Annotated in this window: 23 protein-coding genes, 1 tRNA gene and 1 pseudogene; 14 read left to right on the forward strand and 11 right to left on the reverse strand. The window is 70.8% G+C overall.

The window, feature by feature from the left end; genetic code table 11:
* Positions 1–43: 43 nt before the first annotated feature.
* Genes DI272_RS36290 through DI272_RS36300 form a run of 3 tightly spaced genes read left to right on the forward strand, consistent with a single transcriptional unit; the run spans position 44 to position 2,637 of the window.
* Positions 44–829, forward strand: coding sequence for an SDR family oxidoreductase (locus tag DI272_RS36290; RefSeq protein ID WP_109499417.1), 786 nt, complete (start codon positions 44–46; stop codon positions 827–829).
* Between the two features lie 15 nt (positions 830–844).
* The gene (locus tag DI272_RS36295) at positions 845–1,456 is read left to right on the forward strand and encodes a TetR/AcrR family transcriptional regulator (RefSeq protein WP_109499418.1); all 612 of its coding nucleotides are present in this window, start codon (positions 845–847) and stop codon (positions 1,454–1,456) included.
* 23 nt (positions 1,457–1,479) lie between these two features.
* On the forward strand, positions 1,480–2,637 hold the full coding sequence (locus DI272_RS36300; protein WP_109499419.1) for an acetyl-CoA C-acetyltransferase: 1,158 nt from the start codon (positions 1,480–1,482) through the stop codon (positions 2,635–2,637).
* On the opposite strand, the gene DI272_RS36305 is transcribed toward DI272_RS36300, so the two are convergent.
* Genes DI272_RS36305 through DI272_RS36320 form a run of 4 tightly spaced genes read right to left on the reverse strand, consistent with a single transcriptional unit; the run spans position 2,621 to position 5,977 of the window.
* Positions 2,621–3,670, reverse strand: a complete 1,050-nt coding sequence (locus tag DI272_RS36305) for a nitronate monooxygenase family protein (protein WP_109499420.1) — start codon at positions 3,668–3,670, stop codon at positions 2,621–2,623. The genes DI272_RS36300 and DI272_RS36305 overlap by 17 nt on opposite strands.
* A complete protein-coding gene (locus DI272_RS36310; protein ID WP_109499421.1) occupies positions 3,670–4,401 on the reverse strand; it encodes a CoA-transferase subunit beta in 732 nt (243 codons plus the stop codon). The genes DI272_RS36305 and DI272_RS36310 overlap by 1 nt, the downstream gene beginning before the upstream one ends.
* The gene (locus DI272_RS36315; RefSeq protein WP_109499422.1) at positions 4,398–5,234 is read right to left on the reverse strand and encodes a CoA transferase subunit A; all 837 of its coding nucleotides are present in this window, start codon (positions 5,232–5,234) and stop codon (positions 4,398–4,400) included. Before DI272_RS36315 ends, DI272_RS36310 begins: the two co-directional genes overlap by 4 nt.
* On the reverse strand, positions 5,231–5,977 hold the full coding sequence (locus DI272_RS36320) for an enoyl-CoA hydratase family protein (protein ID WP_109499423.1): 747 nt from the start codon (positions 5,975–5,977) through the stop codon (positions 5,231–5,233). The genes DI272_RS36315 and DI272_RS36320 overlap by 4 nt, the downstream gene beginning before the upstream one ends.
* Before the next feature lie 54 nt (positions 5,978–6,031).
* Here DI272_RS36320 and DI272_RS36325 point away from each other — a divergent pair, with 54 nt between their 5' ends.
* Together DI272_RS36325 and DI272_RS36330 are read left to right on the forward strand one after the other, a co-directional pair.
* The gene (locus DI272_RS36325; protein ID WP_109499424.1) at positions 6,032–6,772 is read left to right on the forward strand and encodes an SDR family oxidoreductase; all 741 of its coding nucleotides are present in this window, start codon (positions 6,032–6,034) and stop codon (positions 6,770–6,772) included.
* Between the two features lies 1 nt (position 6,773).
* Complete coding sequence (locus DI272_RS36330) at positions 6,774–7,679, forward strand: SDR family oxidoreductase (protein WP_109499425.1); 906 nt, start codon at positions 6,774–6,776, stop codon at positions 7,677–7,679.
* Positions 7,680–7,794: 115 nt separating this feature from the next.
* Here DI272_RS36330 and DI272_RS36335 read toward each other — a convergent pair whose 3' ends face one another.
* Positions 7,795–8,676 (reverse strand): hypothetical protein, encoded by an 882-nt coding sequence (locus DI272_RS36335; protein WP_109499426.1) that lies wholly within the window; start codon positions 8,674–8,676, stop codon positions 7,795–7,797.
* A gap of 45 nt (positions 8,677–8,721) precedes the next feature.
* Positions 8,722–10,455: a beta-galactosidase family protein gene (locus tag DI272_RS36340; protein WP_109499427.1), complete on the reverse strand. Its 1,734-nt coding sequence runs from the start codon at positions 10,453–10,455 to the stop codon at positions 8,722–8,724.
* A gap of 97 nt (positions 10,456–10,552) precedes the next feature.
* Between DI272_RS36340 and DI272_RS36345 the strand changes: the two genes are divergently transcribed.
* From DI272_RS36345 to DI272_RS36370, 6 genes are all read left to right on the forward strand, one after another.
* On the forward strand, positions 10,553–11,428 hold the full coding sequence (locus tag DI272_RS36345; RefSeq protein WP_109501234.1) for an AraC family transcriptional regulator: 876 nt from the start codon (positions 10,553–10,555) through the stop codon (positions 11,426–11,428).
* 11 nt (positions 11,429–11,439) lie between these two features.
* Positions 11,440–11,790 (forward strand): chorismate mutase, encoded by a 351-nt coding sequence (locus tag DI272_RS36350; RefSeq protein WP_109499428.1) that lies wholly within the window; start codon positions 11,440–11,442, stop codon positions 11,788–11,790.
* Positions 11,791–11,932: 142 nt separating this feature from the next.
* On the forward strand, positions 11,933–12,484 hold the full coding sequence (locus tag DI272_RS36355) for a two-component system response regulator (protein WP_109499429.1): 552 nt from the start codon (positions 11,933–11,935) through the stop codon (positions 12,482–12,484).
* Positions 12,485–12,540: 56 nt separating this feature from the next.
* Positions 12,541–15,036 carry an aminopeptidase N gene (gene pepN / locus DI272_RS36360; RefSeq protein WP_109499430.1) on the forward strand — a complete coding sequence of 832 codons (2,496 nt, stop codon included), beginning with the start codon at positions 12,541–12,543 and terminating at the stop codon, positions 15,034–15,036.
* A gap of 160 nt (positions 15,037–15,196) precedes the next feature.
* A complete protein-coding gene (locus DI272_RS36365; protein WP_109499431.1) occupies positions 15,197–16,603 on the forward strand; it encodes an aminotransferase class V-fold PLP-dependent enzyme in 1,407 nt (468 codons plus the stop codon).
* On the forward strand, positions 16,600–18,036 hold the full coding sequence (locus tag DI272_RS36370; RefSeq protein ID WP_109499432.1) for a lysine N(6)-hydroxylase/L-ornithine N(5)-oxygenase family protein: 1,437 nt from the start codon (positions 16,600–16,602) through the stop codon (positions 18,034–18,036). The genes DI272_RS36365 and DI272_RS36370 overlap by 4 nt, the downstream gene beginning before the upstream one ends.
* Before the next feature lie 67 nt (positions 18,037–18,103).
* On the opposite strand, the gene DI272_RS36375 is transcribed toward DI272_RS36370, so the two are convergent.
* Positions 18,104–19,909, reverse strand: coding sequence for a bifunctional UDP-sugar hydrolase/5'-nucleotidase (locus DI272_RS36375; protein ID WP_109499433.1), 1,806 nt, complete (start codon positions 19,907–19,909; stop codon positions 18,104–18,106).
* 150 nt (positions 19,910–20,059) lie between these two features.
* Here DI272_RS36375 and DI272_RS36380 point away from each other — a divergent pair, with 150 nt between their 5' ends.
* Both DI272_RS36380 and pyk read left to right on the forward strand, forming a co-directional pair.
* Positions 20,060–20,776 (forward strand): SIMPL domain-containing protein, encoded by a 717-nt coding sequence (locus DI272_RS36380; RefSeq protein WP_109499434.1) that lies wholly within the window; start codon positions 20,060–20,062, stop codon positions 20,774–20,776.
* Between the two features lie 101 nt (positions 20,777–20,877).
* Complete coding sequence (gene pyk, locus DI272_RS36385) at positions 20,878–22,314, forward strand: pyruvate kinase (RefSeq protein ID WP_109499435.1); 1,437 nt, start codon at positions 20,878–20,880, stop codon at positions 22,312–22,314.
* A 10-nt stretch (positions 22,315–22,324) separates the two neighbouring features.
* Here pyk and DI272_RS36390 read toward each other — a convergent pair.
* A pseudogene (locus DI272_RS36390) lies at positions 22,325–23,113 on the reverse strand (helix-turn-helix domain-containing protein).
* Positions 23,114–23,190: 77 nt separating this feature from the next.
* Positions 23,191–23,277: transfer RNA gene (locus DI272_RS36395), tRNA-Leu, on the reverse strand.
* 96 nt (positions 23,278–23,373) lie between these two features.
* On the opposite strand from DI272_RS36395, the gene DI272_RS36400 reads away from it, so the two are divergent.
* The gene (locus tag DI272_RS36400; RefSeq protein ID WP_079310942.1) at positions 23,374–24,030 is read left to right on the forward strand and encodes an ANTAR domain-containing response regulator; all 657 of its coding nucleotides are present in this window, start codon (positions 23,374–23,376) and stop codon (positions 24,028–24,030) included.
* Between the two features lie 65 nt (positions 24,031–24,095).
* On the opposite strand, the gene DI272_RS36405 is transcribed toward DI272_RS36400, so the two are convergent.
* Both DI272_RS36405 and DI272_RS36410 read right to left on the reverse strand, forming a co-directional pair.
* Positions 24,096–24,812: an ABC transporter ATP-binding protein gene (locus DI272_RS36405; protein WP_079310941.1), complete on the reverse strand. Its 717-nt coding sequence runs from the start codon at positions 24,810–24,812 to the stop codon at positions 24,096–24,098.
* Positions 24,809–25,690: an ABC transporter ATP-binding protein gene (locus DI272_RS36410; RefSeq protein WP_109499436.1), complete on the reverse strand. Its 882-nt coding sequence runs from the start codon at positions 25,688–25,690 to the stop codon at positions 24,809–24,811. The genes DI272_RS36405 and DI272_RS36410 overlap by 4 nt, the downstream gene beginning before the upstream one ends.
* Positions 25,691–25,692 lie beyond the last annotated feature (2 nt).

The raw sequence follows: 25,692 nt of genomic DNA on the forward strand, positions 1-25,692 counted from the left end.
ATCGACCTTCCCTAACAAGTGTTTGGTAGGTTAGCGTGCCCTCATGACAGGCGTCGAGAGTCCGGTGTACGAGCCGGGGCACGGGCTGCTGAAAGGCCGTACCGCCGTCATCACCGCCGCGGCCGGTGCCGGCATCGGCGGCGCGACCGCGCGGCGCTTCCTGGAGGAGGGCGCACGCGTGATCGTCAGCGACGCGCACCTGCGCCGGCTCAAGGAGTACGAGGCCGAACTGGCCCGGGAGTTCCCGGGCGCGGTGACCTCCGTGCCCTGCGACGTCACCGACGAGACACAGGTGACGGCGTTGTTCCAGGCGGCGCTGCGCGCGCACGGGCGGCTCGATGTCGTCGTCAACAACGCCGGCCTCGGCGGGACTTCGGACCTCGTCGACATGACCGACGAGCAGTGGACGCGGGTGCTCGACGTGACGTTGAACGGGACCTTCCGGTGCACCCGGGCCGCCCTGCGGCTGATGCGGGACTCCGGCGGCGGCGTCATCGTCAACAACTCCTCCGTGGTCGGCTGGCGCGCCCAGGCCGGACAGGCGCACTACGCCGCCGCCAAGGCCGGTGTGATGGCGCTGACCCGGTGTGCCGCGATCGAGGCCGCCGCGTTCGGCGTGCGCGTCAACGCCGTGGCCCCCAGCCTCGCCATGCACCCGCACCTCGTGAAGGTGACCTCGGCGGAGCTGCTGGCGGAGCTGACCGGACGGGAGGCCTTCGGGCGGTGGGCCGAGCCCTGGGAGGTGGCCAACGTGATCGTGTTCCTGGCGTCCGGCTACTCGTCGTACCTGACGGGAGAGGTCGTCTCGGTCAGCTCCCAGCGCGCGTAGGACGAGAATGGACCCGTGCCGACCAAGAAGAAGCCCCAGGTGACCGCCGCCCCCGCCCGGCGTCGGGAACTCCTCGACACCGCCGCCGAGGTCTTCGCCGAACAGGGCTACAACGCCACCACCGTCCGCAAGATCGCGGACCATGCGGGCATGCTCGCGGGCAGTCTCTACTACCACTTCGACTCCAAGGAATCGATGCTGGAGGAGATCCTGCGGACCTTCCTCGACGAGCTCTGGGACGGCTACGACACCGTCCTGGCGGCCGAGCTGGGCCCCCGCGAGACCCTCGAAGCGCTCGTCACCGAGTCGTTCCGGGAGATCGACCGGCACCGCGCCGCCGTCGCGATCTACCAGAAGGAGAGCAAACAGCTCGTCGCGCAGGAGCGGTTCGGCTTCCTCGCCGAGTCGCAGCGCAAGTTCGAGAAGGCGTGGCTGTCCACGCTGGAACGCGGGGTCGCCGCCCGGGTGTTCCGGGCCGACCTCGACACCCGGCTGACGTACCGCTTCGTGCGCGACACCGTGTGGGTCGCCGCGTCCTGGTACCGGCCCGGCGGGCAGCACCGCCCGGAGGAGATCGCCCGGCAGTACCTGTCGATGGTGCTGGACGGGATCGCCGTACGCGAATAGCCCCTATCTGGCAGGGAGTTGGCATGGCCGAGGCCTACATCGTCGAAGCGGTCCGGACGCCCGTCGGGCGGCGCGGGGGAGGACTGAGCGCGGTCCACCCGGCCGACCTCGGGGCGCATGCGCTGGCCGCGCTGGTGGAACGGGCCGGGATCGACCCGGGCGCCGTCGAGGACGTCGTCTTCGGGTGTCTGGACGCGGTCGGGCCGCAGGCCGGGGACATCGCCCGGACCTGCTGGCTGGCGGCCGGGCTGCCCGAGGAGGTGCCGGGCGTGACCGTGGACCGGCAGTGCGGCTCCTCCCAGCAGGCCGTGCACTTCGCGGCGCAGGGCGTGCTGTCCGGCACCCAGGACCTGGTCGTCGCCGGTGGCGTGCAGAACATGTCGATGATCCCGATCGCCTTCGCCACCCGGCAGGCCGCCGAACCGCTCGGGCTGACGCAGGGCCCCTTCGCGGGCAGCGAGGGCTGGCAGGCGCGGTACCCGGGCAAGCCGGTGAACCAGTTCGCCGGCGCCGAGATGATCGCCGCGAAGTGGGGCATCAGCCGGCAGGACCAGGAGGAGTTCGCACTCCGCTCCCACCAGCGCGCGGTCCGCGCGATCGACGAGGGGCGCTTCGCGCGGGAGACCGTGGCGTACGGGGACGTCGACGTCGACGAGGGGCCGCGCCGCGACACCTCGCTGGAGAAGATGGCCGGGCTGAAGCCGGTCATCGACGGCGGCACCGTCACCGCCGCCTGCTCCTCCCAGGTCTCCGACGGAGCCGCCGCCATGCTGCTCGCCTCCGAGCGGGCGGTACGGGAACACGGGCTCACCCCCCGCGCGCGCGTGCACCACCTCTCGGTGCGCGGCGAGGACCCCATCCGCATGCTCACCGCGCCCATCCCGGCCACCGCCCACGCCTTGAAGAAGACCGGCCTGTCCATCGACGCGATCGACCTCGTCGAGATCAACGAGGCCTTCGCGCCGGTGGTGCTGGCGTGGCTGAAGGAGACGGGCGCCGACCCGGAGAAGGTCAACGTCAACGGGGGCGCCATCGCCCTCGGGCACCCGCTGGGCGCGACCGGCGTCAAGCTGATGACGACGCTGCTGCACGAACTGGAGCGCACGGGCGGCCGGTTCGGGCTCCAGACGATGTGCGAGGGCGGCGGGCAGGCCAATGTGACGATCATAGAGAGGCTCTGAGGTTCTCCAGCACCTCCTCGGCCTCCTGCACGATCCGCCCCACCAGCTCCGCGCACGACGGCAGGTCGTCGATCACCCCGGCGACCTGCCCGGAGGCCATCACCCCGAGGTCCGTACGGCCGTCCACCATCGCCGACCTGAGCAGCATGGGCGTGTTGGCGGCGAGCAGGACCTGGCTCCAGGTGAGGTTCTTGCCGTGCTTCATGGCGAGGCCGTCGTGGACCAGTTGGCGCCAGGTGAGCCCGGACAGCCGCCGGAAGCCCGCGGCCTTGCGCAGGGCACGCCAAAGGGCCCGCGCCCGGCCGGTGTTCTCCAGTGCCGTCACCAGGTCGGTGCGCAGCATCCGGTGGGGCAGGCCGTCGACCGCGCGGGTCACCGTCACGTCCGTGACACCGGCCGCGAGATAGCGCCGCTTCACCGCGTCCGGCACCGTCGAGTCCGACGTCAGCAGGAACCGCGTCCCCATCGCCACGCCCGCCGCCCCGTAGGCCAGCGCCGCGACCAGCCCCCGCCCGTCGAAGAAGCCGCCCGCCGCCACGACCGGGATGTCCACCGCGTCGACCACCTGCGGCAGCAGCACGGTCGTCGCGACCTCACCGGTGTGGCCGCCGCCCTCCCCGCCCTGCACGATCACCGCGTCCGCGCCCCACGCCGCGACCTTCTCGGCATGGCGGCGGGCGCCGACGGACGGGATGACGACCACGCCGGCCGCCTTGAGCTCGGCGATCAGCTCGGGGGAGGGGGCGAGGGCGAAGGACGCGACCCGCACGCCCTCCTCGATCAGCAGCCGCACCCTGTCCCCGGCGTCCGCGGCGTCGGCCCGCAGATTCACGCCGAAGGGCGCATCGGTACGGGACCTGACCTCCCGTACCGCCGCGCGCAGCTGGTCGAGCGTCATCGTCGCGGCGGCCAGGACGCCCAGCGCGCCCGCGTTCGCCGTGGCCGACACCAGGCGCGGGCCCGCGACCCAGCCCATCCCGGTCTGCACGATCGGATGCCGGACCCCGACGAGCCGGGTGAGTGCCGTGTCCATCAGGCGGCGACCTCCCTGGAGCGGGTGTCGCCCGGGTCGAGCACCTCGCGGATCAACTTGAGTTCCGAAGCGGTCGGTTCACGGGTGTACGGCACCTCGGAAGGGATCGTCAGGGTGAATCCCGTGGCCTCCGCGACCTGCTCCACACGCACTCCGGGATGCAGCGAGGCCAGCCGCATCGAGTGGTCCGGCGTCGCGAAGTCGAAGACGCCGAGGTCGGAGACGACCCTGGGGATGCGGTGGAAGCGGGCCCCGGCGCCATGGTCGTACCCGGCGTGGTCGTACCCCACTCCGCACACCATGTCGACCTTCTCCACGAACACCCGCCGGGAGTGCCTGGGCACCCAGTAACTCGTCGGGTTGTTCAGGGTGTTGACCGGTGCCCCGCGCACCCCCAGCAGCTGGCGTCTCGGCCGCTCCCAGGCGCCGATGCAGCAGATGTTCTGGTTGCCGTACCGGTCGATCTGGCTCGCCCCCATCATCACGTGCCGCCGGCCGCCCGTGACCAGGGCGAGATGCTGCCGGTACGGCAGCCAGCCCTCGACGGTGCCGTCGGCGTCCACGAGCATCGCCTCCCCGTCGGTCAGCAGCAGGTCCGGCGCGAAGGTGAGGCGGGCCAGCCGGGCCCCCACGGAGGGGATCAGGCCCATGGGGCTCGCGAGGATCTCGCCCGCGTCGCGCCAGGCCTCGGCGCAGGCGATCACGCAGTACTCGGCGCGGGTCGCGGTCATGTCGTCCTTCCGGGTCGGCTCGTCCCGCCTGACCGGTCGTCGGCGAGGTACCGCTCGGCGAACTCCGGCCACGGGGTGGTCGCGTACGCGCGCTGGGCGTCCTCGTCGCGGCCGTAGTCGGGGGCGCAGGAGGTGAAGTGCGCGCCGTTCGGCGCCTCGACGACTCCGGTCACCACATGCCGTTTGACCAGCAGCGACTGGGGCGGCCCTGCCTTGCCCAACTCGGCCGTGCCGACGATGCGTTCGCAGGAGACGTACGCCGCGTCGGCCGCCTCGCAGAACAGGTCGTCGAAGTACGGGTCGGGGCCCAGGTACTGTCCGTTGCCCCGCCGGTCGGCGCGGTTGACGTGGACCAGGGCCGCGTCGAGGCGCAGGGCGGGCACGGCGACGAAGGTCTCGCCGTCGTCGTACGGCGAAGTCACCGTCCTGAGGCCGGGGTTGACCCGCATGACGTCCGAGCCGAGGCCGGCCCGCACGGGCAGGAACGGCAGCCGGTTGGCGGCCGCGTGCAGTCCCCACATGAACATGGCCTCGTCGAGTTCCGTCAGTTCGAAGGCGCCCCGCTCACGGGCGGCCCGGTAGTGGGGTTCCAGGGGGATGGAGTCGAGGGTGACGAAGGGGGCGACGAGCCTGCGCAGGCGTCCGGCGGCGGCGAGCATGCCGACGTCGGGGCCGCCGTAGGAGACGACGGTGAGATCGGTGATCCCGGTACGGAGCAGTGCTCTCACCAGGGCCATCGGCTTGCGGCGGGCGCCCCAGCCGCCGATGCCGAGGGTCATGCCGCTGTCCAGACGCGAGACGGCCTCGTCGGCGGTCATGGTCTTGTCGCTCATCCGGCGTCCTCCTTCCCGAACCTGTCCCGCACCCGGTCCGCGACCCCGCTCACGCTCGCCTCGAAGGTGAACCCCTGCTCGAAGCGGTAGCTGCGGCGGACGTCGACCGGGTCGATGCCGTTGAGGGCGGCCTTGGCGAGCCGCAGCAGCTCTCCGTCCTTCGCGGCGATCTCCCGCGCCAACCCCAGCGCCGCGTCGCCGAGTTCGTCGCGCGGTACCACCGCCCACACCGACCCGTGCCCGTGCAGCTCGGCCGCGGTGACGGTGCGGGAGGTGAAGTACAGGGCGCGCATGAGGTGCTGGGGGACGAGCCGGGCCAGGTGGGTGGCGGCGCCCAGGGCTCCCCGGTCGAGCTCGGGCAGCCCGAAGGAGGCGTCCTCGCTCGCGACGACCACGTCCGCGTTCCCGGCCAGTCCCACGCCGCCGCCCAGGCAGAACCCCTGCACGGCCGCCACCACCGGCACCTCGCACTCGTACACGGCCGAAAAGGCCTCGAAACAGCCGCGGTTGACCCCGACCAGCGCGTCCGGGCCACGCGCCTGGATCTCCTTGATGTCCACGCCCGCGTTGAAGCCCCGCCCCTCGGCGGCCAGCACCACACAGCGCGTCCCGGGATCGCGGCCGGCCGTGCGCACGGCGTCCGCCAGCGCGTACCAGCCGTCCACCGGAAGGGCGTTCACCGGCGGGAAGTCGACCGTGACGACGGAAATCCCCTTTTCCGGGGATGAGGTGGAGACACCCATGGAAGCATCAGCTACCTTTCCACCAAACGTTTGTTAGGTGGAGGGTAGCGGCGAATGGAGCTGAAAGGGAGGGTCGCCGTCGTCACCGGAGGAACCCGGGGCGTGGGCGCCGGGGTGGCGCGCTCCTTCGCGGCGGCGGGCGCCGAGGTCGTGGTCTGTGCCCGCCGCCCGCCCGAAGTGCCCCTCAAAGGTGCTGAGTTCATGCCGCTCGACGTCCGTGACCAGGACGCCGTGCACGCCTTCTTCGCCGCCCTGCCCCGCGTCGACGTCCTCGTCAACAACGCGGGCGGCGGCCCCTACCGGCTGCTCGCCGACGCGGACGCGGCCCGGCACGCGCGCGTGATCGAGCTCAACCTCCTGGCCCCGCTGACGGTCTCCCTCGCCGCGTACCCGCACCTGAGGCGCGCGAAGGGCTCCGTCGTCATGGTCGGCAGCGTCAGCGGCAGCCGCCCCTCGCCCGGTTCGGCGGCGTACGGGGCGGCGAAGGCGGGGCTGGAGAACCTGGCCCGCTCGATGGCGGTGGAGTGGGCGCCGGACGTCCGGGTCAACACGCTGGTCGTCGGCATGGTCCGCACCGAACTCGCCCACCTGCACTACGGCGACGAGGAGGCGGTCGCCGCCGTCGCGCGCACGGTCCCGCTCGGACGCCTGGCCGAGCCGTCCGACGTGGGCGCCGCGGCCGTGTTCCTCGCCTCGGAGGCCGCCGCGTACCTCAGCGGGGCCTCGCTCCTGGTGCACGGGGGCGGGGAGCGGCCGCTGTTCCTGGATGCCGCAACTGCCGACAGGGAGACGTGAGATGAGCGGAATCTGCGACGGCCGGGTCGTCGTCGTCACCGGGGCGGGCCGAGGTCTCGGGCGGGCGCACGCGCTGGCGTTCGCCGCGGCGGGGGCGCGGGTCGTGGTCAACGACCTGGGTGTGGGGCTGGACGGCACCCCCGGCTCCGGCAGCCCGGCGGCCCGGGTGGTCGCGGAGATCCGCGCGGCGGGCGGCGAGGCGGTCGCGCACGGCGGCGACATCGCGACCACCGAGGGGGCGGCGGGCCTGATCGCGACGGCCGTGGAGACGTACGGCCGCCTCGACACCCTGGTCAACAACGCCGGATTCCTGCGCGACCGGATGCTGGTCAACCTCGACGAGGACGACTGGGACGCGGTGCTGCGGGTGCACCTCAAGGGCCACTTCCTGCCGCTGAAGCACGCGGCGGCGCACTGGAGGGGCGAGGCGAAGGCGGGCCGCATGCCGCAGGCCCGGATCGTCAACACCAGCAGCGGCGCGGGGCTGCTGGGCTCGCTGGGGCAGGGCAACTACAGCGCCGCCAAGGCCGGGATCGTCGGGCTGACGCTGGTCGCCGCCGCCGAACTCGCCCGCTACGGCGTCCAGGTCAACGCCATCGCGCCCGCCGCCCGCACCCGGATGACGGAACGCACCTTCGCCGAGACGATGGCGGCGCCCGCGGCCGGGTTCGACGCGATGGCCCCCGAGAACGTCTCACCGCTCGTCGTCTGGCTGGGCTCCGCGGCGAGCGAGGGCGTGACCGGCCGGGTCTTCGAGGCGGAGGGCGGCCGGATCACGGTCATGGAGGGGTGGCGGGCGGGACCGAGCGCCGACAAGGGGGCGTGCTGGGCGCCCGACGAAGTGGACGGCGTGGTACGGAAGTTGCTGGCGCAGGCCGCAGAACCCGGGCCGGTGTACGGGGCGTGAGCCTCACTCGGCCGGCCGGGCCGCCGCCCGGCGCTGGAGCCAGGCAAGCAAGAATTTCGTCGGCCGGACCGACTGCCTGCGGACAGGGTGAGGCCCCGCGGAGCCCCTCCGTGTCCTAGGTGTCGCACTCCAGCACCGTCCGGCACACCCCGCACCGCGCCCGCATCCGCCCCCGCACCGGCACCCGGATCTTCTGATGGCAGGTCGGGCAGGGAAAGGACACCCGCAGCTGCCCGCCCCCGTCCGGACTGAACGCGTACGGCACCCCGGCCGGCGCGGCGGCCGCATGGCGCCGCTCCCGCGCGTACCGCCGCCGCCCCGCCCACCCGGCCGCGGTCAGCGGCGGCTGCTGCTCGTCCTCCCGCGCCCGCGCCATGCCCTTCACATACGCCGTGTAGGCCTGCGGACTGGTGAACCACACCGACGGGTCCTCCCCGAACACCAGCGACCGCTTGGCGAGGACGTACCCGAACTCCTCCGGCGTCAGATACCCCAGCTTCTGCGACGAGGCCCCGTCCTCCCGGTAGGCGTCCAGCAGCAGCCACCCGGCCCCCAGGTACGTCGCCGCCGTGTCCGTGAGGATCTCGTTGTCCCGCGTCCCCGGGAAGGACAGCCCCAGGCGATGCAGATACACATGCATCACCTCGTGCGCGAGCGCCGCCCCGATGTCCCGGCGATGCGTCCGGAACCGGTCGTTGAGCTCCACGAAGTACTCCGGCCCGGCCGCGAGTTCCACGTTCGCCGCATGCGTCATCTCACGGAAGCCGACGATCATCCGGGCATCGGGGAGCCGGTAGTGCCGCACCATCTCGCGCGCCACCCGCTGCGCGCCCAGATGGAGATCGTCCGTGTCGCAGAACGCCACGTCCGCCGGGGCCACACTGGTCGCGAAGGTCTGGACGGTGTCGTACGACAGTCGTTTCCAGAGCGCGGTGATCGCGGCCCGCACCGTCTCCAGATGCGGGTATCCGTGCTCGACCGGTCCGTCGTTCGCCACGCCCGTACCCCCAAGACGCCGAGAACCCGATTCCACTCTACGAGGTCACCGGCTCCTTACGTACGGCGCCGCCGACGCCTCCTCCAGCTCCAGGACCCACACGTCGTTCACACCCTCCCGCAGCACCGGACCGGGCACGTACAGCGACCGCTGCGGGCCCGCGGACCAGTAGCGGCCCAGATTGAAGCCGTTGATCCACACGAACCCCCGCGTCCACCCCGGCAGCTCGACCACCGCGTCCCCGGCGCCCCGCACCGTGCACGTGCCCCGGTAGAGCCCCGGGGCGCGCTGCCCGTCGAAACGCCCGAAGGGCACGCCGGTCACGTCCTCCAGCGCGTCCAGCCGCAGCCCCCGCGCGCGTACCCCGTGCAGGAACTGCCGCTCGTGCAGCAGCCCCCCGGTGATGCCCTTGGCCTCCCCGGTGCGCGGCCCGTAATTGACCCGGCCCAGCGACTCCACCCACAGCTCCACGCGCGCGTGCCCGGCGACCGGTTCCTTCAACCGCTCGTCCGCCTCCGTCAGCACCCCGGCCCGCTCCCCGTCGACGTACACCACGGCCAGGTCACGCAGCCCCCGCGCCACGAACGGATACGGCTGCCGGGGCCCCGGCACGGTCACCTCGTAGCGCACCAGCCCCCGGTCCACGTCCAGCTCCTCGAAGGTCGGCGGGACGGGAGAGGTGACGACCGGCCCGCCCAGCGCCGCCAGCACGTCCGCCGCCGGCGCCCACCGCGTGAACTCCACCTCCGCCCGCCCCGCGAACTGCGGCGGCAGCGGCGGAAGCCCGGGCAACGGGCCGTCCGCGTACGCGGCCAGCACCTCGCGGAAGCGCCAGAACTTCTCCGTCGGGTGCCCGAACTCGTCGATCGGGGCGTCGTAGTCGTACGACGTCACATCGGGCTCCAGCACCCCGTCGTGCAGATCACCGCCGCCCCGGTTCGCCCCCGCCCACCCGGCGAAACTCGTCCCGCCGTGCGCCATGTACAGGTTCACCGAGGCTCCGCACTCCAGGATCTCCCGCAGCGCCCCCGCCGCGTCCCCGGGATCGCGGACGACATGCCCGGCGCCCCAGTGGTCGAACCAGCCGCACCAGAACTCCATGCACATCAACGGGCCCGACGGACGGTGCCGCCGCAGGGTGTCGAAGGCCCCGCGCGCCTGCGAGCCGAAGTTCACCGTGGCCAGCACCCCCGGCACCGAGCCGCCGGTCAGCATGTGGTCCTCCGGACCGTCCGAGGTGAACAACGGCACCGTGACCCCCGCCGCCCGCAGCAGCTCCGCCAGCCACCGCAGATACCCCGCGTCCGAGCCGTAGCTGCCGTACTCGTTCTCCACCTGCACCATGACCACCGGACCGCCCCGGTCGATCTGCCGGGCCACGATCTGCGGCAGCAGACGGCCGAACCAGCGCTCCACCTGTCCCAGATACACCGCGTCGCTCGTCCGCGCGCGCCCCTCCAGCCAGTGCGGCAGCCCGCCGTTCTCCCACTCCGCGCAGATGTACGGCCCCGGCCGCACGATCGCCCACAGCCCCGCCGCCCGCGCCGCGTCCAGGAAACGGCCCAGCGCCTCCGCATCGGCGTACACCCCCGGCCGCGGCTCGTGCAGATTCCACGGCACGTACGTCTCCACACAGTTCAGGCCCATCGCCCGCAGCATCGCCAGCCGGTGCCCCCACTGCGCCTCGTGCACCCGGAAGTAGTGCAGCGCGCCGGACAGCAGCCGCACCGGCCGCCCGTCCAGCAGAAAGTCGTCGTCCCCCACCGCGAACTCGCTCATACGCCCCACCCTCACCGCTGGCGCCGATCACCGTCCATGGACAAAGATCGGCAGGGCTTGGACCGAAGGGAGAGACCCGTTGACCTACCACACCTGGATGCGGTTCTTCACCCCCGGCCCCGCCCACCACCGCCTCGGCCTGGTCTGCCTCGGCGTCGGCCTCCAGTACGGCGCCCTGCCCACCGTCGGCCCCCGCGTCCTCGACCACCACGTCGCCGTCGTCATCAGCACCGGCAGCGGCTGGTACGACCACCCCGACGGACGCCGTACCGCCATCACCGCACCCGCCCTGCTCTGGCTCACCCCGGGCATCCCGCACCACTACGCACCCGACCCCGACACCGGCTGGGACGAGGGCTTCGTCGACTTCACCGGCCCCGCCACCGCCTCCTACACCGACCTCGGCTACATCGAACCCGACCGCCCCGTCGTCCCCCTCTCCGACGCCTCCGCACCCCGCGCCGTCATCGGCCGCATGGCCCGCGCCGCCCGCCGCGACAACCCCCTCCTGGAGGTCGAGACCGGCGCCGCCGTCCACGAACTCCTCGTCGCTCTGCGCCGCGCCCGCGCCGACCTCACCCCCGACGGCGAACAGCTCCTCAAGGCCCTCGCCCGCGACGCCTTCCTGCCCCTGACCATCGCCGACCACGCCACCCGGCACGGCATGACCCCCGCCGAACTGCGCACCGCCGTCCGCCGCGGCGCCGGCTGCAGCCCCAAGGACTACCTCCTCGGCATCCGCCTCGGCCGCGCCAAGGAACTCCTCGCCGGCACCGAACTCCCCGTCGCCGCCGTCGCCCGCCGCGTCGGCTACGACGACCCCGCCTACTTCTCCCGCCTGTTCACCCGCCGCGTCGGCACCCCGCCCGTCCGCTTCCGCGCCCAGCAGAGCCGCGTCGTCCCCGGCGGCTGGAGCGACCAGGTACCCGACCCCGAGGATCCGCCGATCATCCCCGGCACCTGGGCCCCGTAGGGTTGACGCCCATGACCACCAGCAACCCCGGTACCGGTGCCGTCGACCCCGCCGTGCGCGAGGAACTCGCCCGGCTGCGCGACAGCATCGACAACATCGACGCCGCCGTCGTCCACATGCTCGCCGAACGCTTCAAAGCCACCCAGCAGGTCGGCCACCTCAAGGCCCAGCACCAGCTGCCGCCCGCCGACCCGGCCCGCGAGGCCCGCCAGATCGAACGCCTGCGCACCCTCGCCGAGAACGCCAAGCTCGACCCGGCCTTCGCTGAGAAGTTCCTGAATTTCATCATCGCCGAGGTGATCCGCCACCACGAGCGCATCGCGGAGGACGCCTCCAACGGCGCCACGCCCACAGCGAACTGACCTCCGCCGACGCCCCCCGGGGCGTGACAGGACACCCCCCGCAGGGGCATGCTGCGCTGTGCACTCCTTGTCAGCTGACGAGCACACACGGTCAGCGCCTCGGACATAAGCTGGTTGTCCCATGCGGGAGGGACGTCGGGCCATGCCGTCGGATGCCAAGATCCTCATCGTCGACGACCACGAGGACACGCTGTACGCGCTGGAGAGCGCCCTCGCCCCGCTCGGCTACCGGCTCGGCCGGGCCACCAGCGGCGACGAGGCGCTCAAGCAGGTCCTGCGCGGCCAGGTCGGCCTGCTCCTCCTCGACGTCCGCATGCCCGGCGTCAGCGGCCTCGACGTCGTCCGCTACATGCGCCGCGTCGAGCAGACCCAGCACATCCCCGTGGTCCTGCTCACCGGCTTCGGCCCCGACCAGGAACTCACCGCCGCCGCCTTCGGCCTCGGCGTCGCCGACCTCGTCATGAAGCCCATCGACCCCTGGGCCCTGCGCACCAAGGTCCGCTACCTCTACGACAGCCACCGCCGCCGGCTCGCCCTCGAAGAAGAGGTCCGCACCCTGCGCGCCCTCGTCAAGGACGGCCCCGAACCCCCCGGCCGCCCCGCACGACCCGCCCTGCCCCACCCGGACTCCCGCGTCCCCGTCCAACGCGCACAAGGGGCGCACACCGGCAGCCTCGAACAGGACCGGACATAGGGCGCGTACCGATCCGCCCCTGTGCCCCGACCCCGCCATCAGGCAGCATGTCGTGCATGTCCGTACTGACGCGCGACGAAGCGCAGACCCGTGCCACCCTCCTCGACGTCCACCGGTACACGATCGACCTCGATCTGACCACCGGCGACGACACCTTCGACTCGAAGACCGTCATCCGCTTCACCGCGCGCACGGACGCGGACACCTTCATCGAGGTCAAGCCCGCCGAGCTGCGCTCCGTCACCCTCGACGGACAGCCCCTCGACCCCGAGACCCTCGACGGCGACCGCCTGCCCCTGAAGAACCTCACCGCCGGCGCACACGAGCTCCGCGTCGAGGCGGCCATGCGCTACTCCCGCACCGGCGAGGGCATGCACCGCTTCACCGACCCCACCGACGGCGAGACCTACGTCTACTCCAACCTCTGCATGGACGACGCCCAGCGCGTCTTCCCCGTCTTCGACCAGCCCGACCTCAAGGCCGTCTTCGAACTCACCGTCACGGCCCCCCACGGCTGGAGCGTCCTCGCCAACGGCATCACCACCGACCTCGGCGACGGCCGCTGGCAGGCCGCCCCCACCCCGCTCATCTCCACCTACCTCGTCGCCGTCGCCGCCGGCCCCTGGCACTCCGTCCGCACCGAACACCGCGGCCTGCCCTTCGGCATCCACTGCCGCCGCTCGCTCGCCCCCCACCTCGACGCGGACGCGGACGAACTGTTCGAGATCACCAAGCAGTGCTACGACCGCTACCACGAGAAGTTCGAGGAGCCCTACCCCTTCGACTCCTACGACCAGGCGTTCGTCCCCGAGTTCAACGCCGGCGCCATGGAGAACCCCGGACTCGTCACCTTCCGCGACGAGTTCGTCTACCGCTCCGCCGTCACCGACACCGAACGCCAGACCCGCGCCATGGTCATCGCCCACGAGATGGCCCACATGTGGTTCGGCGACCTCGTCACCCTGCGCTGGTGGGACGACATCTGGCTCAACGAGTCCTTCGCCGAGTACATGGGCTACCAGACCCTCACCGAAGCCACCCGCTTCACCGACACCTGGACCGACTTCGGCGTCGTCCGCAAGGCCTGGGGCTACGACGCCGACCAGCGCCCCTCCACCCACCCCGTCGCCCCCGACCCCGAGCTGGTGCCCGACACCGCCTCCGCGATGCTGAACTTCGACGGCATCTCCTACGCCAAGGGCGCCTCCGCGCTCCGGCAGTTGGTGACCTGGCTCGGCGAGAAGGACTTCCTCGCCGGCATCAACACCCACTTCGCCCGCCACAAGTTCGCCAACGCCACCCTCGCCGACTTCATCGACTCCCTCGCCGACGGCACCGAACGCGACGTCCACGCCTGGGCCGACACCTGGCTGCGCACCACCGGCGTCGACACCCTCACCCCCGAGGTCACCCCCGGCGCCGAAGGCACCTGCACCCTCCAGGTCGACCACAAGGGCAGCCGCCCGCACCGCGTCGCCGTCGGCCTCTACGACCAGGACGTCGCGGACGAAGGCCGCCACCTGGTCCTGCGCGACCGCCTGCACCTGGACATCCCGCAGACCGACGGACCGCTGCCCATCGGCAAGCGCCCCGCCCTGCTGCTCCTCAACGACGGCGACCTCACCTACGCCAAGGTCCGCTTCGACCCCCAGTCCTTCAAGACGGTCACCGAAAACCTCTCCGGACTGCCCTCACCGCTGACCCGCGCGGTCGTCTGGAACGCCCTGCGCGACGCCCTCCGCGACGGCGAACTCCCGCCCACCGCCTACCTGGAGGCCGCCCGCGCCCACCTCCCGCACGAAACCGACCTCGCCCTCGTCCAGGGCATCCTCGGCTTCGCCTCCGTCCAGGTCGCCGACCGCTACCTCACCCCCGAGGAACGCCCCGCCGCCCTCGCCACCCTCACCGACCTGTGCCGCGACCTCATCCGCCGCACCGAGGACGGCGACAACCCCGGCCTGCGCCTCATCGCCGTACGCCACTTCATCGACGTCGCCGCCCACCCCGACACCATCGCCGCCTGGCTCGCCGACGGCACCGTCCCCGGCGGCCCCGAACTCGACCCCGAACTGCGCTGGCGCGTCCTCGCCCGGCTCGCCGTCCTCGGCGCCACCGACGAGGCCGCCATCGCCGCCGAACTCGACCGCGACCCCTCCGCCACCGGCCAGGAAGGCGCCGCCCGCTGCCGCGCCGCCCTGCCCGACGCGGACGCCAAGGCCAGGGCATGGGAGGCGATGTTCACCCGCGACGACCTCTCCAACTACCTCTACATCGCCACCGCCCAGGGCTTCTGGCAGCCCGAACAGGCCGACCTCGTCCGCGAGTACGTACCCCGCTTCTTCGAGGACGCCGTCGCCCTCGCCGCCCGCCGCGGCCCCGCCATGGCCGACGCCACCGGCCGGTGGGCCTTCCCGGCACACGCCGTCGACGCCGAGACGCTCCGGCTGGGGGAGCGGTGCCTGAGCGACGCCGACCCCATTCCGGCACTGCGCCGCAGGCTCGCCGACCATCTGGACGACCTGGGGCGGGCGTTGCGGGTGCGGCAGGCCTGATCCGACGGGGTCCGTGAGTCCCGCTCGCGGACCCCGACGTACGACCTCCGCACGGACGTACCCCCTTTCGGGTTCCGATCGTTGGGCTTTTCGGGCGCGATGACGCATCCGCGTACAAGCTGGAACTCCCTCTAGCCCAGCGCGCCCGGGAGGACCCACCATGACCACCCCACCGCTCGCGTCGCGCCCCGACACCCTGCGCCCGCTGCTCGACACGGTCCTGGACGCGCTGGGGGAGGGCACCCGGGCGCGTGGCGGGCCACTGCCCGGGGGCGGCCCGGAGGCGGTCGCGGAGCGGCTGCGGGCGGCGGTGGGGGACGTACTCCCGCAGAAGGGCGATCCGCAGGCGCTACGGCACGTGGTGCGGGCGGTGGCGGAAGGCTCGGCGGACCCGGCGGACCCGTTGTGCTTGGCGCATCTTCACTGCCCGCCCCTGGCGATCGCAGCGGCAGCAGACCTGGCGGCGTCCGTCCTCAACCCGTCCCTGGACTCGTGGGACCAGGCACCTGCGGCTTCCGAGCTGGAGGAACTGGTCACGCGTGCACTGGCGGACGAGGTCTACGCCGACGCCCCCGAAGGCGCGGGGAACCGCGCGACCGGCCGGCAGGGGCCCGCTGCTCTCGCAACGACGGGCGGCACCGAATCCAACCAACTGGCCCTCCTGCTGGCCAGGGAATCCCTCGGTGCCGGCGTCCGCCTGATCTGCGGAACCAACGCGCACCACTCACTGCCCCGCGCCGCCTGGCTCCTCGGCCTTCCGGACCCGGTGATCGTCCCCGCCCCCGCCGGCACCCTCGACCCCGCCGCCCTCGACGACACCCTCGCCAGGCACCAGGGCCCCCACCTCGTCGCCGCCACCGCGGGCACCACGGACGCCGGTCTCATCGACCCCCTCCCCGAGATCGCCGCGGTCTGCGCCGGCCACGGAGCCCGCCTGCACATCGACGCGGCATACGGCGGAGGGCTCCTCTTCAGCGACCGGCACCGCCCCAAGCTCACCGGCACAAGCGCCGCCGACACCGTCACCCTCGACCTGCACAAACTCGGCTGGCAGCCGGTCGCCGCCGGAGTCCTCGCGGTCCGGGCCCCGCAGGACCTCGCCGCCCTCCACCACCACGCCGACTACCTCAACGCCGACGACGACACCGAGGCCGGCCTCCCCGACCTCCTCGGCCGCTCCCTGCGCACCAGCCGCCGCCCGGACGTCCTCAAGACCGCCGTCACCCTGAAGACCCTGGGCCGCACCGGACTCGGCGCCCTCGTCGACCAAGTTTGCGATTTGGCACAGCAGTTCGCGGAACTTCTCGACGCCCGCCCCGGCTTCGAGCTCTATGGCCACCCCACCATCAGCACGGTCCTGTTCCGCCCCGCCCCCGCGACGGACGACGACATCGCCGCCATCCGCCGACAGCTCCTCACCACCGGCCGCGCCGTCCTCGGCCGGGCCCGCCTCGACGGCCGCCTCTGGCTCAAGGCCACCCTCCTCAACCCCCGGACCCGGCCCGACGACCTGGCCGCTCTCCTGAAACTCGTCGAACAACTCGTGGAAGGAACCACCCCCCGATGAGCCCCGCCCCCGCTCCCACCCCGCCCCACCCCCACGAGCCCGACGCACCCCGCGACCTGGTCGGCATCGGCATCGGCCCCTTCAACCTCTCCCTCGCCGCCCTCGCCCACCCCCTCGCCGAACTCGACACCGCCTTCTACGAACAACGCCCCGCGTTCGACTGGCACCCGGGTCTCCTCATCGACGGCGCCAGAGTCCAAGTCCCCTTCCTCGCCGACCTGGTGACGCTCGCCGACCCCGCCAGCCCCTGGACCTTCCTCAACTACCTCAAGACCCGCGACCGGCTCTTCCCCTTCTACTTCGCCGAGCGCTTCCACATCCAGCGCGCCGAGTACGACGCCTACTGCCGCTGGGTCGCCGAGAACCTCCCCGCACTCCACTTCGGCCATCAGGTCGACGCCGTCCGCTGGAACCCCGAACGCGACATCTTCGAGGTCGACTTCACCCAGCTGGACGCCGAAGGGGAAGCCGAAGCCCTCGGCCGGACCTACACCAGGAACATCGTCCTCGGCATCGGCACCGAGCCCTGCATCCCCGAACCCCTCAAACCCCTCGTCGAAGCCGCCGGCGTGCCCGTCATCCACGCCGCCGACTACCTCGCCCACCGCAAGACGCTCGCCGCCGCCGAACACGTCACCGTCATCGGCCTCGGACAGTCCGGCGCCGAGATCTTCCTCGACCTGCTGCGCGAACGCCCCGCCGGCCGCGAAGGGCTGCACTGGCTCGGCCGCACCGAGGCCTTCGCCCCCATGGAGTACTCCAAGCTCGGCCTGGAACACTTCACGCCCGACTACACCCGCTACTTCCACGCCCTCGCCGAAAGCGTCCGCGACCGCCTCGTCACCACCCAGTGGCAGCTCCACAAAGGCATCGACAACGACACCATCACCGCCATCCACGACGAGCTCTACCAGCGCACCCTGCACGGCGGCTGGCCCGACGCCGTCCTCACCCCCGGCGTCCGCGTCCGCACCGCCGGCCGCGTCGCCACCACCAAGGTGGAACTCCACCTCGAACACACCGAGCAGAACACCCGCTCCCGCCTCACCACCGACGCCGTCGTCCTCGCCACCGGCTACCGCGAACGCCCCCTCGACCGCATCCTCGCGGGCCTCGACCCCTACCTGCGCCGCGACAGCCGGGACCGCCCCCGCGTCGACGAACACTTCAGGCTCGTCATGGACCCCTCCGTCACCGGCTCCCTCTACGTCCAGAACGCCGAACGCCACACCCACGGCGTCGGCACCCCCGACCTCGGCCTCACCGCCTGGCGCAGCGCGAGCATCCTCAACACCTTGACCGGCAAGGACCCCTACCCGCTGCCCACCCGAACGGCCTTCACCACCTTCGGACTCGAACAGACGGCCCAGATCCCCCAGGCCCGCCAGGCACCGGCAGCCGCCACCCTCACCCCCCTGACCGACGCCCGATGAAAGACCGTCGCGGACCCGTACCGCCTCAAGGCCGGGTCCGCGACGAGTCCAGCACGCCGGCGCGCGGCTAGAACACCGGCGTACCGTTCCGCGTGAGCTTCCAGTCCACCGACGCGAAGTCCGCCGGGTTCAGCACGCCCTTCGCCGTCACCCACTCCGCGATCCGGGTACGGATCTCCGTCGACTCCGACCACAGCTCCTGCGCCGACGCCACATGCGGGAACGCGCCGCCGCCATTGGCACGGTAGTTGTTCACCGCGAACACGAACTGCTGCGCGTCGTCCAGCGCCGCACCGTTGTACGTCAGGTTCTTGATCCGCGAACCCGCCGCCTGGGCGATGTCGATGTCGTACGACAGCCCCGACACGTAGTCGTAGTTGTAGTCCGGCCGGTTGTTCGCGTTCGTCAGCTTCTCGACGTCGACCACCGCGTCCGCCGCGGTCTGCACGAAGTACTCCGCCGAGTACTCCAGGTACGCCTTGAGCTGCGCCCCCGTCATGAGCTTCGCGACCAGCGTGTTGTCGTACACGTACAGGCTCGACAGATCCCGGATGGTGACATCACCGGCCGGGATCTCCGAGGTCCGCGAGAACGGCGAAGCCTGCGCGAGGACCGGCAGCGACGCGTACTCGGTCGACGCCAGCGCCGCCTTGACCACGTCCTCCTGGACCTTCGTGATCAGGTCGATGATCGGGGCGTCCTTGTACCGCGCCTCGACCGTCGTCAACGTCTCCGTCGCCGTGCCGACGACCTGGTTGACGTACTCCACGACGATGTTGTGGTCGTCCTTCAGCAGCTTGGTGATCCTCGGGTCGTCGGCGACGGAGTTCGAGTTGAGGACGGACGCGGCCACCGACTCGACCGACCACTTGCCCTTCTCGAAGACCAACTCGATGTCGAACAGCGACAACCGCTCCGCGTACGCGAGCGGCTCGGAGAGCACGACCGTCCTGCCGGTCTCGGTGTTGGTGACCTTCAGCTCCGGGATCTCCACATGCGCGTGCCCGACCAGAATCGCGTCGATCCCCGGCACCTGCTGCGCCACCAGCGCCGCCGAGTTCTCGACGTACGGCAACTGGTCACCGTAGGAGGACGTGCCGGACGACCCGGAGTGCGCCGACACCACCACCACGTCCGCGCCCATCGACCGCAGCTTCGGCACCCACTTCGCCGCCTGCTCCTCCAGACCCGGGAACACCAACTTGCCCTGGACGTACGCCTTGTCCCAGATCGCGATGCCCGGGTTGGTCAGACCCAGCACCGCGACCTTCACCGGTGGCGCGCCCGGCACCCGGAACTTCTTGATGAAGTAGGGCGGGAAGGCCGGCTTCAGCGTCTTCGCGTCCAGCGCGTTCGCGCCCAGCAGCGGGAAGTCGCACTGCTCCTCGAACTTCCGCAGTGTCTCGATGCCGTAGTTGAACTCGTGGTTGCCGAGCGCCACGGCGTCGTACCCGATGGCGTTCATGGCCGCGGCCATCGGGTGGACCGGCCCGCCGGGCGCGGTGATCGGGTCCACCTTCGCGTAGTAGTACGTCAGCGGCGTGCCCTGGATCGTGTCGCCCGCGTCGAGCAGCAGCGTGTTGCACCGCCCCTTCTCCGCACGCACCTGGTTCACCAGCGTCGAGATGCGGGCCAGACCCTGGGCGTTGCCCTTGGCGTCCGAGTACTCCGCGTCCTTGAAGTAGTCCCAGTTGAAGATGTGACCGTGCAGGTCCGTCGTGCCCATCACCGTCAGGGAGTACCGCTTCACGGGCTTGTGCCCCTTCCCGGCCCCCGCCGCCTGCGCCGCCGGAGCACCCACGGCACTCGCCAGCGCGACCCCGGCCCCGGTCACGGCGGACTTCTCCAGGAACTTCCTGCGGTTCAACGGCATGTCTCGATCTCCTCGGGGAACAGTCAACAACGCGCGTAGATTCTGACCCGAGCATGCCGAACGGCAATAGTCCCCAGAGGTTTCTTTCTGGTGACCTGTCGTGTGACTTCAGGCACCGGTAACCCACCAAGAAGTGACAGAGTGGGTCGTATGACCACACCCGCGTCCGACCCGTCACCCGCCGTGCCCTACGGCACCCCCGACGCCCCCCGCATCGCCGTCCGCGGCGAAGCACGCCTCGAAGTCGACCCCGAGATCGCCCGCATCGGCGTCACCGTCGCCGCCCGCGGCAAGGACCGCCGCACCGCCCTCGACGACCTGACGCGCCGCAACGCCACCGTCCTCGACCTCATCAAGACCTACGGCGACGCCGTGGAGAGGCTGGAGACGGGCTCCTTCTCCATCACCCCGGAACTGAAGGAAAAGGGCCGCGGCGAACGCATCCACGCCTACCACGGCCGCGTCCGCATCACCGCCGAACTGACCGACTTCACGGCATTGGGTGAACTCACCACGCGCCTGGCCGACTTGGACCTCACCCACGTGGACGGCCCCTGGTGGGCCCTCCGCCTCAACTCACCGGCCTACCGCACCGCACGCCAGCAAGCCGTGCGGGAAGCGGTGCAACGCGCACAGGAGTACGCGGAAGCACTGAGCACGACACTGGCCGCCCTGGTGGAACTCGCCGACATCGGCGCCGAGAACGCCCAACCCCTCGCCCCCGCCGCCCCCGGCGGGCGCATGCGCTCCATGTCCTACGCCGCCGCGGAAGACACCGCCGCCGCCCCCCTCGACCTCGAACCCCAACGCCAGCGCGTCTACGCCCAGGTCAACGCCCGCTTCACCATGCACCCGCCGCACCTGTGAGCCGCGCACTTCAGGACTTGTCAACAACCCTTCACCGAACGGTTGTTGGCCCGCCATGCCGAGCCAATGGCCTACCCGCCGGTAAGCCCTAAGGTCGAACCATGCGCCGAGCGAAAATCGTCTGCACCCTGGGCCCCGCCACCGACACATACGACCAGATCAAGGCACTGGTCGAAGCCGGAATGGACGTAGCACGCTTCAACCTCAGCCACGGCGGCTACGCCGAACACGAGGAGCGCTACCAGCACGTCCGCAAGGCCTCCGACGAGACCGGCCGCAGCGTCGGCCTCCTCGCCGACCTTCAGGGCCCGAAGATCCGCCTCGGCCGGTTCGCCGAGGGCCCCGTACTCCTTGAACGCGGCGACACCTTCACCATCACGGTGGAGGAAGGCGTGGAGGGCAACCAAGGGCAGTGCGGGACGACGTACGCCGGCCTGGCGGAGGACGTGACACCCGGGGAGCGCATCCTCGTCGACGACGGCAAGGTGTGCCTGGAGGTCACGGGGGTCGACGGGCCGGCCGTCCGCACGACGGTCATCGAGGGCGGCGTCATCTCCGACCACAAGGGACTGAACCTCCCGGGTGTGGCCGTGTCCGTTCCTGCCCTGTCGGAGAAGGACGAGGCCGACCTGCGCTGGGCGCTGCGCACCGGATTCGACGTCATCGCCCTGTCCTTCGTCCGCTCCGGACGGGACATCGAGGACGTCCACCGGATCATGGACGACGAGGGCCGCCGCCTCCCCGTCATCGCCAAGGTCGAGAAGCCGCAGGCCGTGGACGCCATCGAGGACATCGTGGCGGCGTTCGACGGGATCATGGTGGCGCGCGGTGACCTGGGCGTGGAGATGCCGCTGGAACAGGTCCCGATCGTCCAGAAGCGGGCGATCAAGCTGGCGAAGCGGAACGCCAAGCCGGTGATTGTGGCGACCCAGATGCTGGACTCGATGATCGACGCGGCCAGGCCGACCAGGGCGGAAGCCTCGGACGTCGCCAACGCGGTCATCGACGGCACGGACGCGGTGATGCTGTCGGGCGAGACGAGCGTGGGCAAGTACGCGGTGGAGACGGTCCGGACGATGGCGCGGATCGTGGAGGCGGCGGAGGAGGACATCCTCGCGAAGGGCTTGCCGCCGCTGACTGAGCGGAACAAGCCTCGTACGCAGGGCGGGGCAGTGGCCCGGGCGGCTGCGGAGATGGGCGACTTCCTGGGCGCGAAGTTCCTGGTGGCGTTCACTCAGTCCGGGGACACGGCGAGGCGGCTGTCCCGGTACCGGTCGCCGATCCCGCTGTTGGCGTTCACGCCGGAGGCGGCTACTCGGTCGCAGTTGAGTCTGTCGTGGGGTGTGGAGACGTTTCTGGGGCCGCGGGTGGAATCGACGGACGCGATGGTCGATCAGGTGGACGAGCTGTTGCTGAAGTACGGGCGGTGCGAGAAGGGGGACGTGGTGGTGATCACGGCCGGTTCGCCGCCTGGGGTGGCGGGGTCGACGAACCTGGTCCGGGTGCATCATGTGGGGGAGGATGACAGTCCCAAGTAAAGGGTTCTTGTTAGTACTTGGGGCCTACGTGGGTGTCGAGTTGGGCGACTGAGGCCTTCTTGGCGACTGAGATGTTGTACGGGCTTCCATTGCGGGTGCAGTGCGTCCACTCGATGCCGAGTTTGTCGAGGGTGTCGGTGCAGAGGCGGCGGATGTCGTCGGAGACGTTGGTGAAGAAGTACCGGGGGTATTCGTAGCGCTTGCGCTCACCGGCGACGAGGCGGGTCGTCCAGTTGGTGATCCGGCATCCGTCGGAGTGGATGAGGCCGCGGATGAACTCCCAGGGGTAGGCGTCGACGATGTCCTGTTGCCAGGGTTCGAGGATGATCGGGCGCTCGTGTTTCTTGCCGGGACCATGCTGTGGGAAGAGGCAATGAAGGTGCTTCGAGTAGACCTTCACGTTGCGGCAGCCGATCTTGCGGACGCGGCATACGGAGTTGTCGGGGAAGACTGTGCGCATGGCCTGCGCGCAGTCATCCATGAGGCCGGGCCATGATTCGTCGCACGTGATCATCAGGTTGGGTACTCGGTGCGCGGAGTACTTGCTGATGTGGCCATCGCCAAGGTAGAGCCCCAGCAGGTAGCTGTACGCCGCCGAGTCGAGATCGCGACCATCACATCGCGGACACTTCGGATCATGCTTGCCTGGGCATTCGCCGCGTTTGGCGCGGTCTAGGTGCTTTCAATAGCCGACTGTCCCGCGGGGCACCGCCAGCTCCCGGGCCACCGCTGCGTTGTTCGCGCCCGCACGCAGCAGGGTCAGGGCTTTCTGTCGCACCTCAGTGCTGTGGATGTTCATGCGATCACCCTGTGTGATTGATCGCGGCGGCGCGCAGTAAAAAGCGGATGTTCACGAGAATGGGAACATCCGCTTTGTGGTGCCGGGTATGGGATTCGAACCCACACGTCCTTTCGGACAGAGGTGTTTGAGACCTCCGCGTCAGCCAGTTGCGCCAACCCGGCTTAGGTTGCTGATGGGAGTGTACCGGGTGACCAAGCCGACCTGCAGCTAGGTAGGCTCTGGTAAGCAGCACCCCTGCCCCTGAACGAGGAGCCCCCGTGACCGCCCCCGAGTCGCCCCAGCCCGTAGACGCGCCCGACGACGACAAGTCGCACGTGCCTCCGCTGACGACCCGTGTCGTCATCGCCGAGGACGAGGCACTGATCCGGCTCGACCTCAAAGAGATGCTGGAGGAAGAGGGCTACAGCGTCGTAGGCGAGGCCGGTGACGGTGAGCAGGCCATCGAGCTGGCCCGTGAGCACCAGCCCGACCTCGTGATCCTCGACGTGAAGATGCCCAAGATGGACGGCATCTCCGCCGCCGAGAAGATCGCCGAGGAGCGGATCGCCCCGGTGCTGATGCTCACCGCCTTCTCGCAGCGTGACCTCGTCGAGCGTGCTCGCGACGCCGGTGCCATGGCTTACCTCGTGAAGCCGTTCAGCAAGAGTGACGTCGTGCCCGCCATCGAGATGGCCGTGTCCCGGTTCACCGAGCTGAAGGAGCTGGAGAAGGAGGTTGCCGACCTCACCCTCCGGCTTGAGACGCGCAAGCTCGTCGACCGCGCCAAGTCCATCCTCCAGACCGAGTACGGGCTGACCGAGCCCGCCGCGTTCCGGTGGATCCAGAAGACGTCCATGGACCGGCGCATGTCGATGCAGCAGGTCGCCGAGGCGGTCATCCAGGACGCCGAGGAGAAGAAGGCGTCCAAGGGCTGACCGGCCAAGCGTGAGGCCCGCGTCCCCAGCCGGGGGCGCGGGCCTCGTCGTATCGGCGTGCGGACTCAGTCCTCGCCCAGGTACGCCTTGCGGACCGACTCGTCGTGCAGCAGGTCCTGCCCGCTGCCCGAGAGGACGATCTTGCCGATCTCCATCACGTGGCCGTGGTCGGCCAGGGACAGGGCCGCCTGGGCGTTCTGCTCGACGAGCAGAATCGTTGTGCCCTGGGACTTCAGTTCGGCGATGGTCGCCATGATCTTCTGCATCATGATCGGGGACAGACCCATGGACGGCTCGTCCAGCATCAGCAGCTTCGGCTGGGACATGAGCGCGCGGCCCATGGCCAGCATCTGCTGCTCGCCGCCCGAGAGGGTGCCCGCGGCCTGCTTGCGACGTTCGCCCAGGATGGGGAAGAGGTCGTAGGCGCGCTGGATGTCCTTCTCGATGCCGGCCTTGTCGTTCCGCAGGAACGCGCCGAGGCGGAGGTTGTCCTCGATCGTCATGCGGGGGAAGATGTGCCGGCCTTCGGGGGAGTGGGCGAGGCCGAGCGAGACGATGTCGTGGGCGGGGACCTTCTTCAGCGACTTGCCGCCGAACTTGATCTGACCGCCGACCGGCTTGAGCAGGCCCGACAGCGTGCGCAGCGTCGTCGTCTTGCCGGCGCCGTTGGTGCCGATGAGGGTGACGACCTCGCCGGCCTCGACCTTGAACGAGATGCCCTTGACGGCCTCGATCTTGCCGTAGGCGACCCGGAGGTCCTCTACTTCGAGCAGTGCGGTCATCGGTCGTTCTCCTTGCCGGGCGTGGCGTCCGACGGGGTGCCCGTCTCGGCCGCCTCGACTTCTGCCACTTCCTCGTCGCCGGGAGCGTCCTCGAACGGTTCGCCGAGGTAGGCGGCGACGACGCGTTCGTCGCCCTGGACGGTGGCGCTGTCGCCTTCGACGAGCTTCTCGCCCTGGACGAGTACGGCCACGCGGTCGCAGAGGTTGAAGATGAAGCGCATGTCGTGCTCGATGACGAGTACGGCGATGCCCTTGTCGCGGATGGCGAAGACCAGTTCCTCGGTGGCGCGGGTCTCCTGGGGGTTCATGCCGGCCGTGGGCTCGTCGAGCAGGAGCAGGCCGGGTTCGCTGGCGAGCGCTCGCGCGATCTCCAGTTTGCGCTGTTCGCCGTAGGGGAGGTTGCGGGCGAGGTGTTCGGCCTTGGCGGCCAGGCCCACGAAGTCCAGGAGTTCCATGGCGCGTTCGCGGGATGCCTTCTCGGCCCTGTGGAAGCCGGGGCCGCGGAGCAGTGCGCTCCACAGGCCTTCCTTCGTCCGGGTGTGGCGGCCGACGAGCACGTTCTCCAGGACCGTCATGTTGGCGAACAGGCGGATGTTCTGGAAGGTGCGGGCGATGCCGGCGGCGGTGACCTTGAAGGACTTGGGCGGCAGGACGTCGCCCTTGTAGCGGACTTCGCCCTCGGTGGGGATGTAGAGGCCCGTCAGACAGTTGAAGAAGGTCGTCTTGCCGGCACCGTTGGGGCCGATGAGGCCGACGATCTCACCGCTGTTGACCTGGAGGTCGACGTTGCGTACGGCGGTGAGGCCGCCGAAGCGCATGGTGACGCCGCGGGCGTCCAGGACGGTGGTCCCGGTGGCGGTGGTGGTGTCCGTGGTCATGT

Source organism: Streptomyces sp. Act143, from assembly GCF_003143935.1.
Classification (GTDB): domain Bacteria; phylum Actinomycetota; class Actinomycetes; order Streptomycetales; family Streptomycetaceae; genus Streptomyces.

Bases quoted from the DNA above. Each gene is read 5' to 3' on its own strand.
- DI272_RS36290 (WP_109499417.1), top strand. From the start codon at position 44: ATGACAGGCGTCGAGAGTCCGGTGTACGAGCCGGGGCACGGGCTGCTG.
- DI272_RS36300 (WP_109499419.1), top strand. From the start codon at position 1,480: ATGGCCGAGGCCTACATCGTCGAAGCGGTCCGGACGCCCGTCGGGCGG.
- DI272_RS36305 (WP_109499420.1), bottom strand. From the start codon at position 3,670: ATGGACACGGCACTCACCCGGCTCGTCGGGGTCCGGCATCCGATCGTG.
- DI272_RS36310 (WP_109499421.1), bottom strand. From the start codon at position 4,401: ATGACCGCGACCCGCGCCGAGTACTGCGTGATCGCCTGCGCCGAGGCC.
- DI272_RS36315 (WP_109499422.1), bottom strand. From the start codon at position 5,234: ATGAGCGACAAGACCATGACCGCCGACGAGGCCGTCTCGCGTCTGGAC.
- DI272_RS36320 (WP_109499423.1), bottom strand. From the start codon at position 5,977: ATGGGTGTCTCCACCTCATCCCCGGAAAAGGGGATTTCCGTCGTCACG.
- DI272_RS36325 (WP_109499424.1), top strand. From the start codon at position 6,032: ATGGAGCTGAAAGGGAGGGTCGCCGTCGTCACCGGAGGAACCCGGGGC.
- DI272_RS36330 (WP_109499425.1), top strand. From the start codon at position 6,774: ATGAGCGGAATCTGCGACGGCCGGGTCGTCGTCGTCACCGGGGCGGGC.
- DI272_RS36340 (WP_109499427.1), bottom strand. From the start codon at position 10,455: ATGAGCGAGTTCGCGGTGGGGGACGACGACTTTCTGCTGGACGGGCGG.
- DI272_RS36345 (WP_109501234.1), top strand. From the start codon at position 10,553: ATGCGGTTCTTCACCCCCGGCCCCGCCCACCACCGCCTCGGCCTGGTC.
- DI272_RS36350 (WP_109499428.1), top strand. From the start codon at position 11,440: ATGACCACCAGCAACCCCGGTACCGGTGCCGTCGACCCCGCCGTGCGC.
- DI272_RS36355 (WP_109499429.1), top strand. From the start codon at position 11,933: ATGCCGTCGGATGCCAAGATCCTCATCGTCGACGACCACGAGGACACG.
- pepN (WP_109499430.1), top strand. From the start codon at position 12,541: ATGTCCGTACTGACGCGCGACGAAGCGCAGACCCGTGCCACCCTCCTC.
- DI272_RS36365 (WP_109499431.1), top strand. From the start codon at position 15,197: ATGACCACCCCACCGCTCGCGTCGCGCCCCGACACCCTGCGCCCGCTG.
- DI272_RS36370 (WP_109499432.1), top strand. From the start codon at position 16,600: ATGAGCCCCGCCCCCGCTCCCACCCCGCCCCACCCCCACGAGCCCGAC.
- DI272_RS36375 (WP_109499433.1), bottom strand. From the start codon at position 19,909: ATGCCGTTGAACCGCAGGAAGTTCCTGGAGAAGTCCGCCGTGACCGGG.
- DI272_RS36380 (WP_109499434.1), top strand. From the start codon at position 20,060: ATGACCACACCCGCGTCCGACCCGTCACCCGCCGTGCCCTACGGCACC.
- pyk (WP_109499435.1), top strand. From the start codon at position 20,878: ATGCGCCGAGCGAAAATCGTCTGCACCCTGGGCCCCGCCACCGACACA.
- DI272_RS36405 (WP_079310941.1), bottom strand. From the start codon at position 24,812: ATGACCGCACTGCTCGAAGTAGAGGACCTCCGGGTCGCCTACGGCAAG.
- DI272_RS36410 (WP_109499436.1), bottom strand. From the start codon at position 25,690: ATGACCACGGACACCACCACCGCCACCGGGACCACCGTCCTGGACGCC.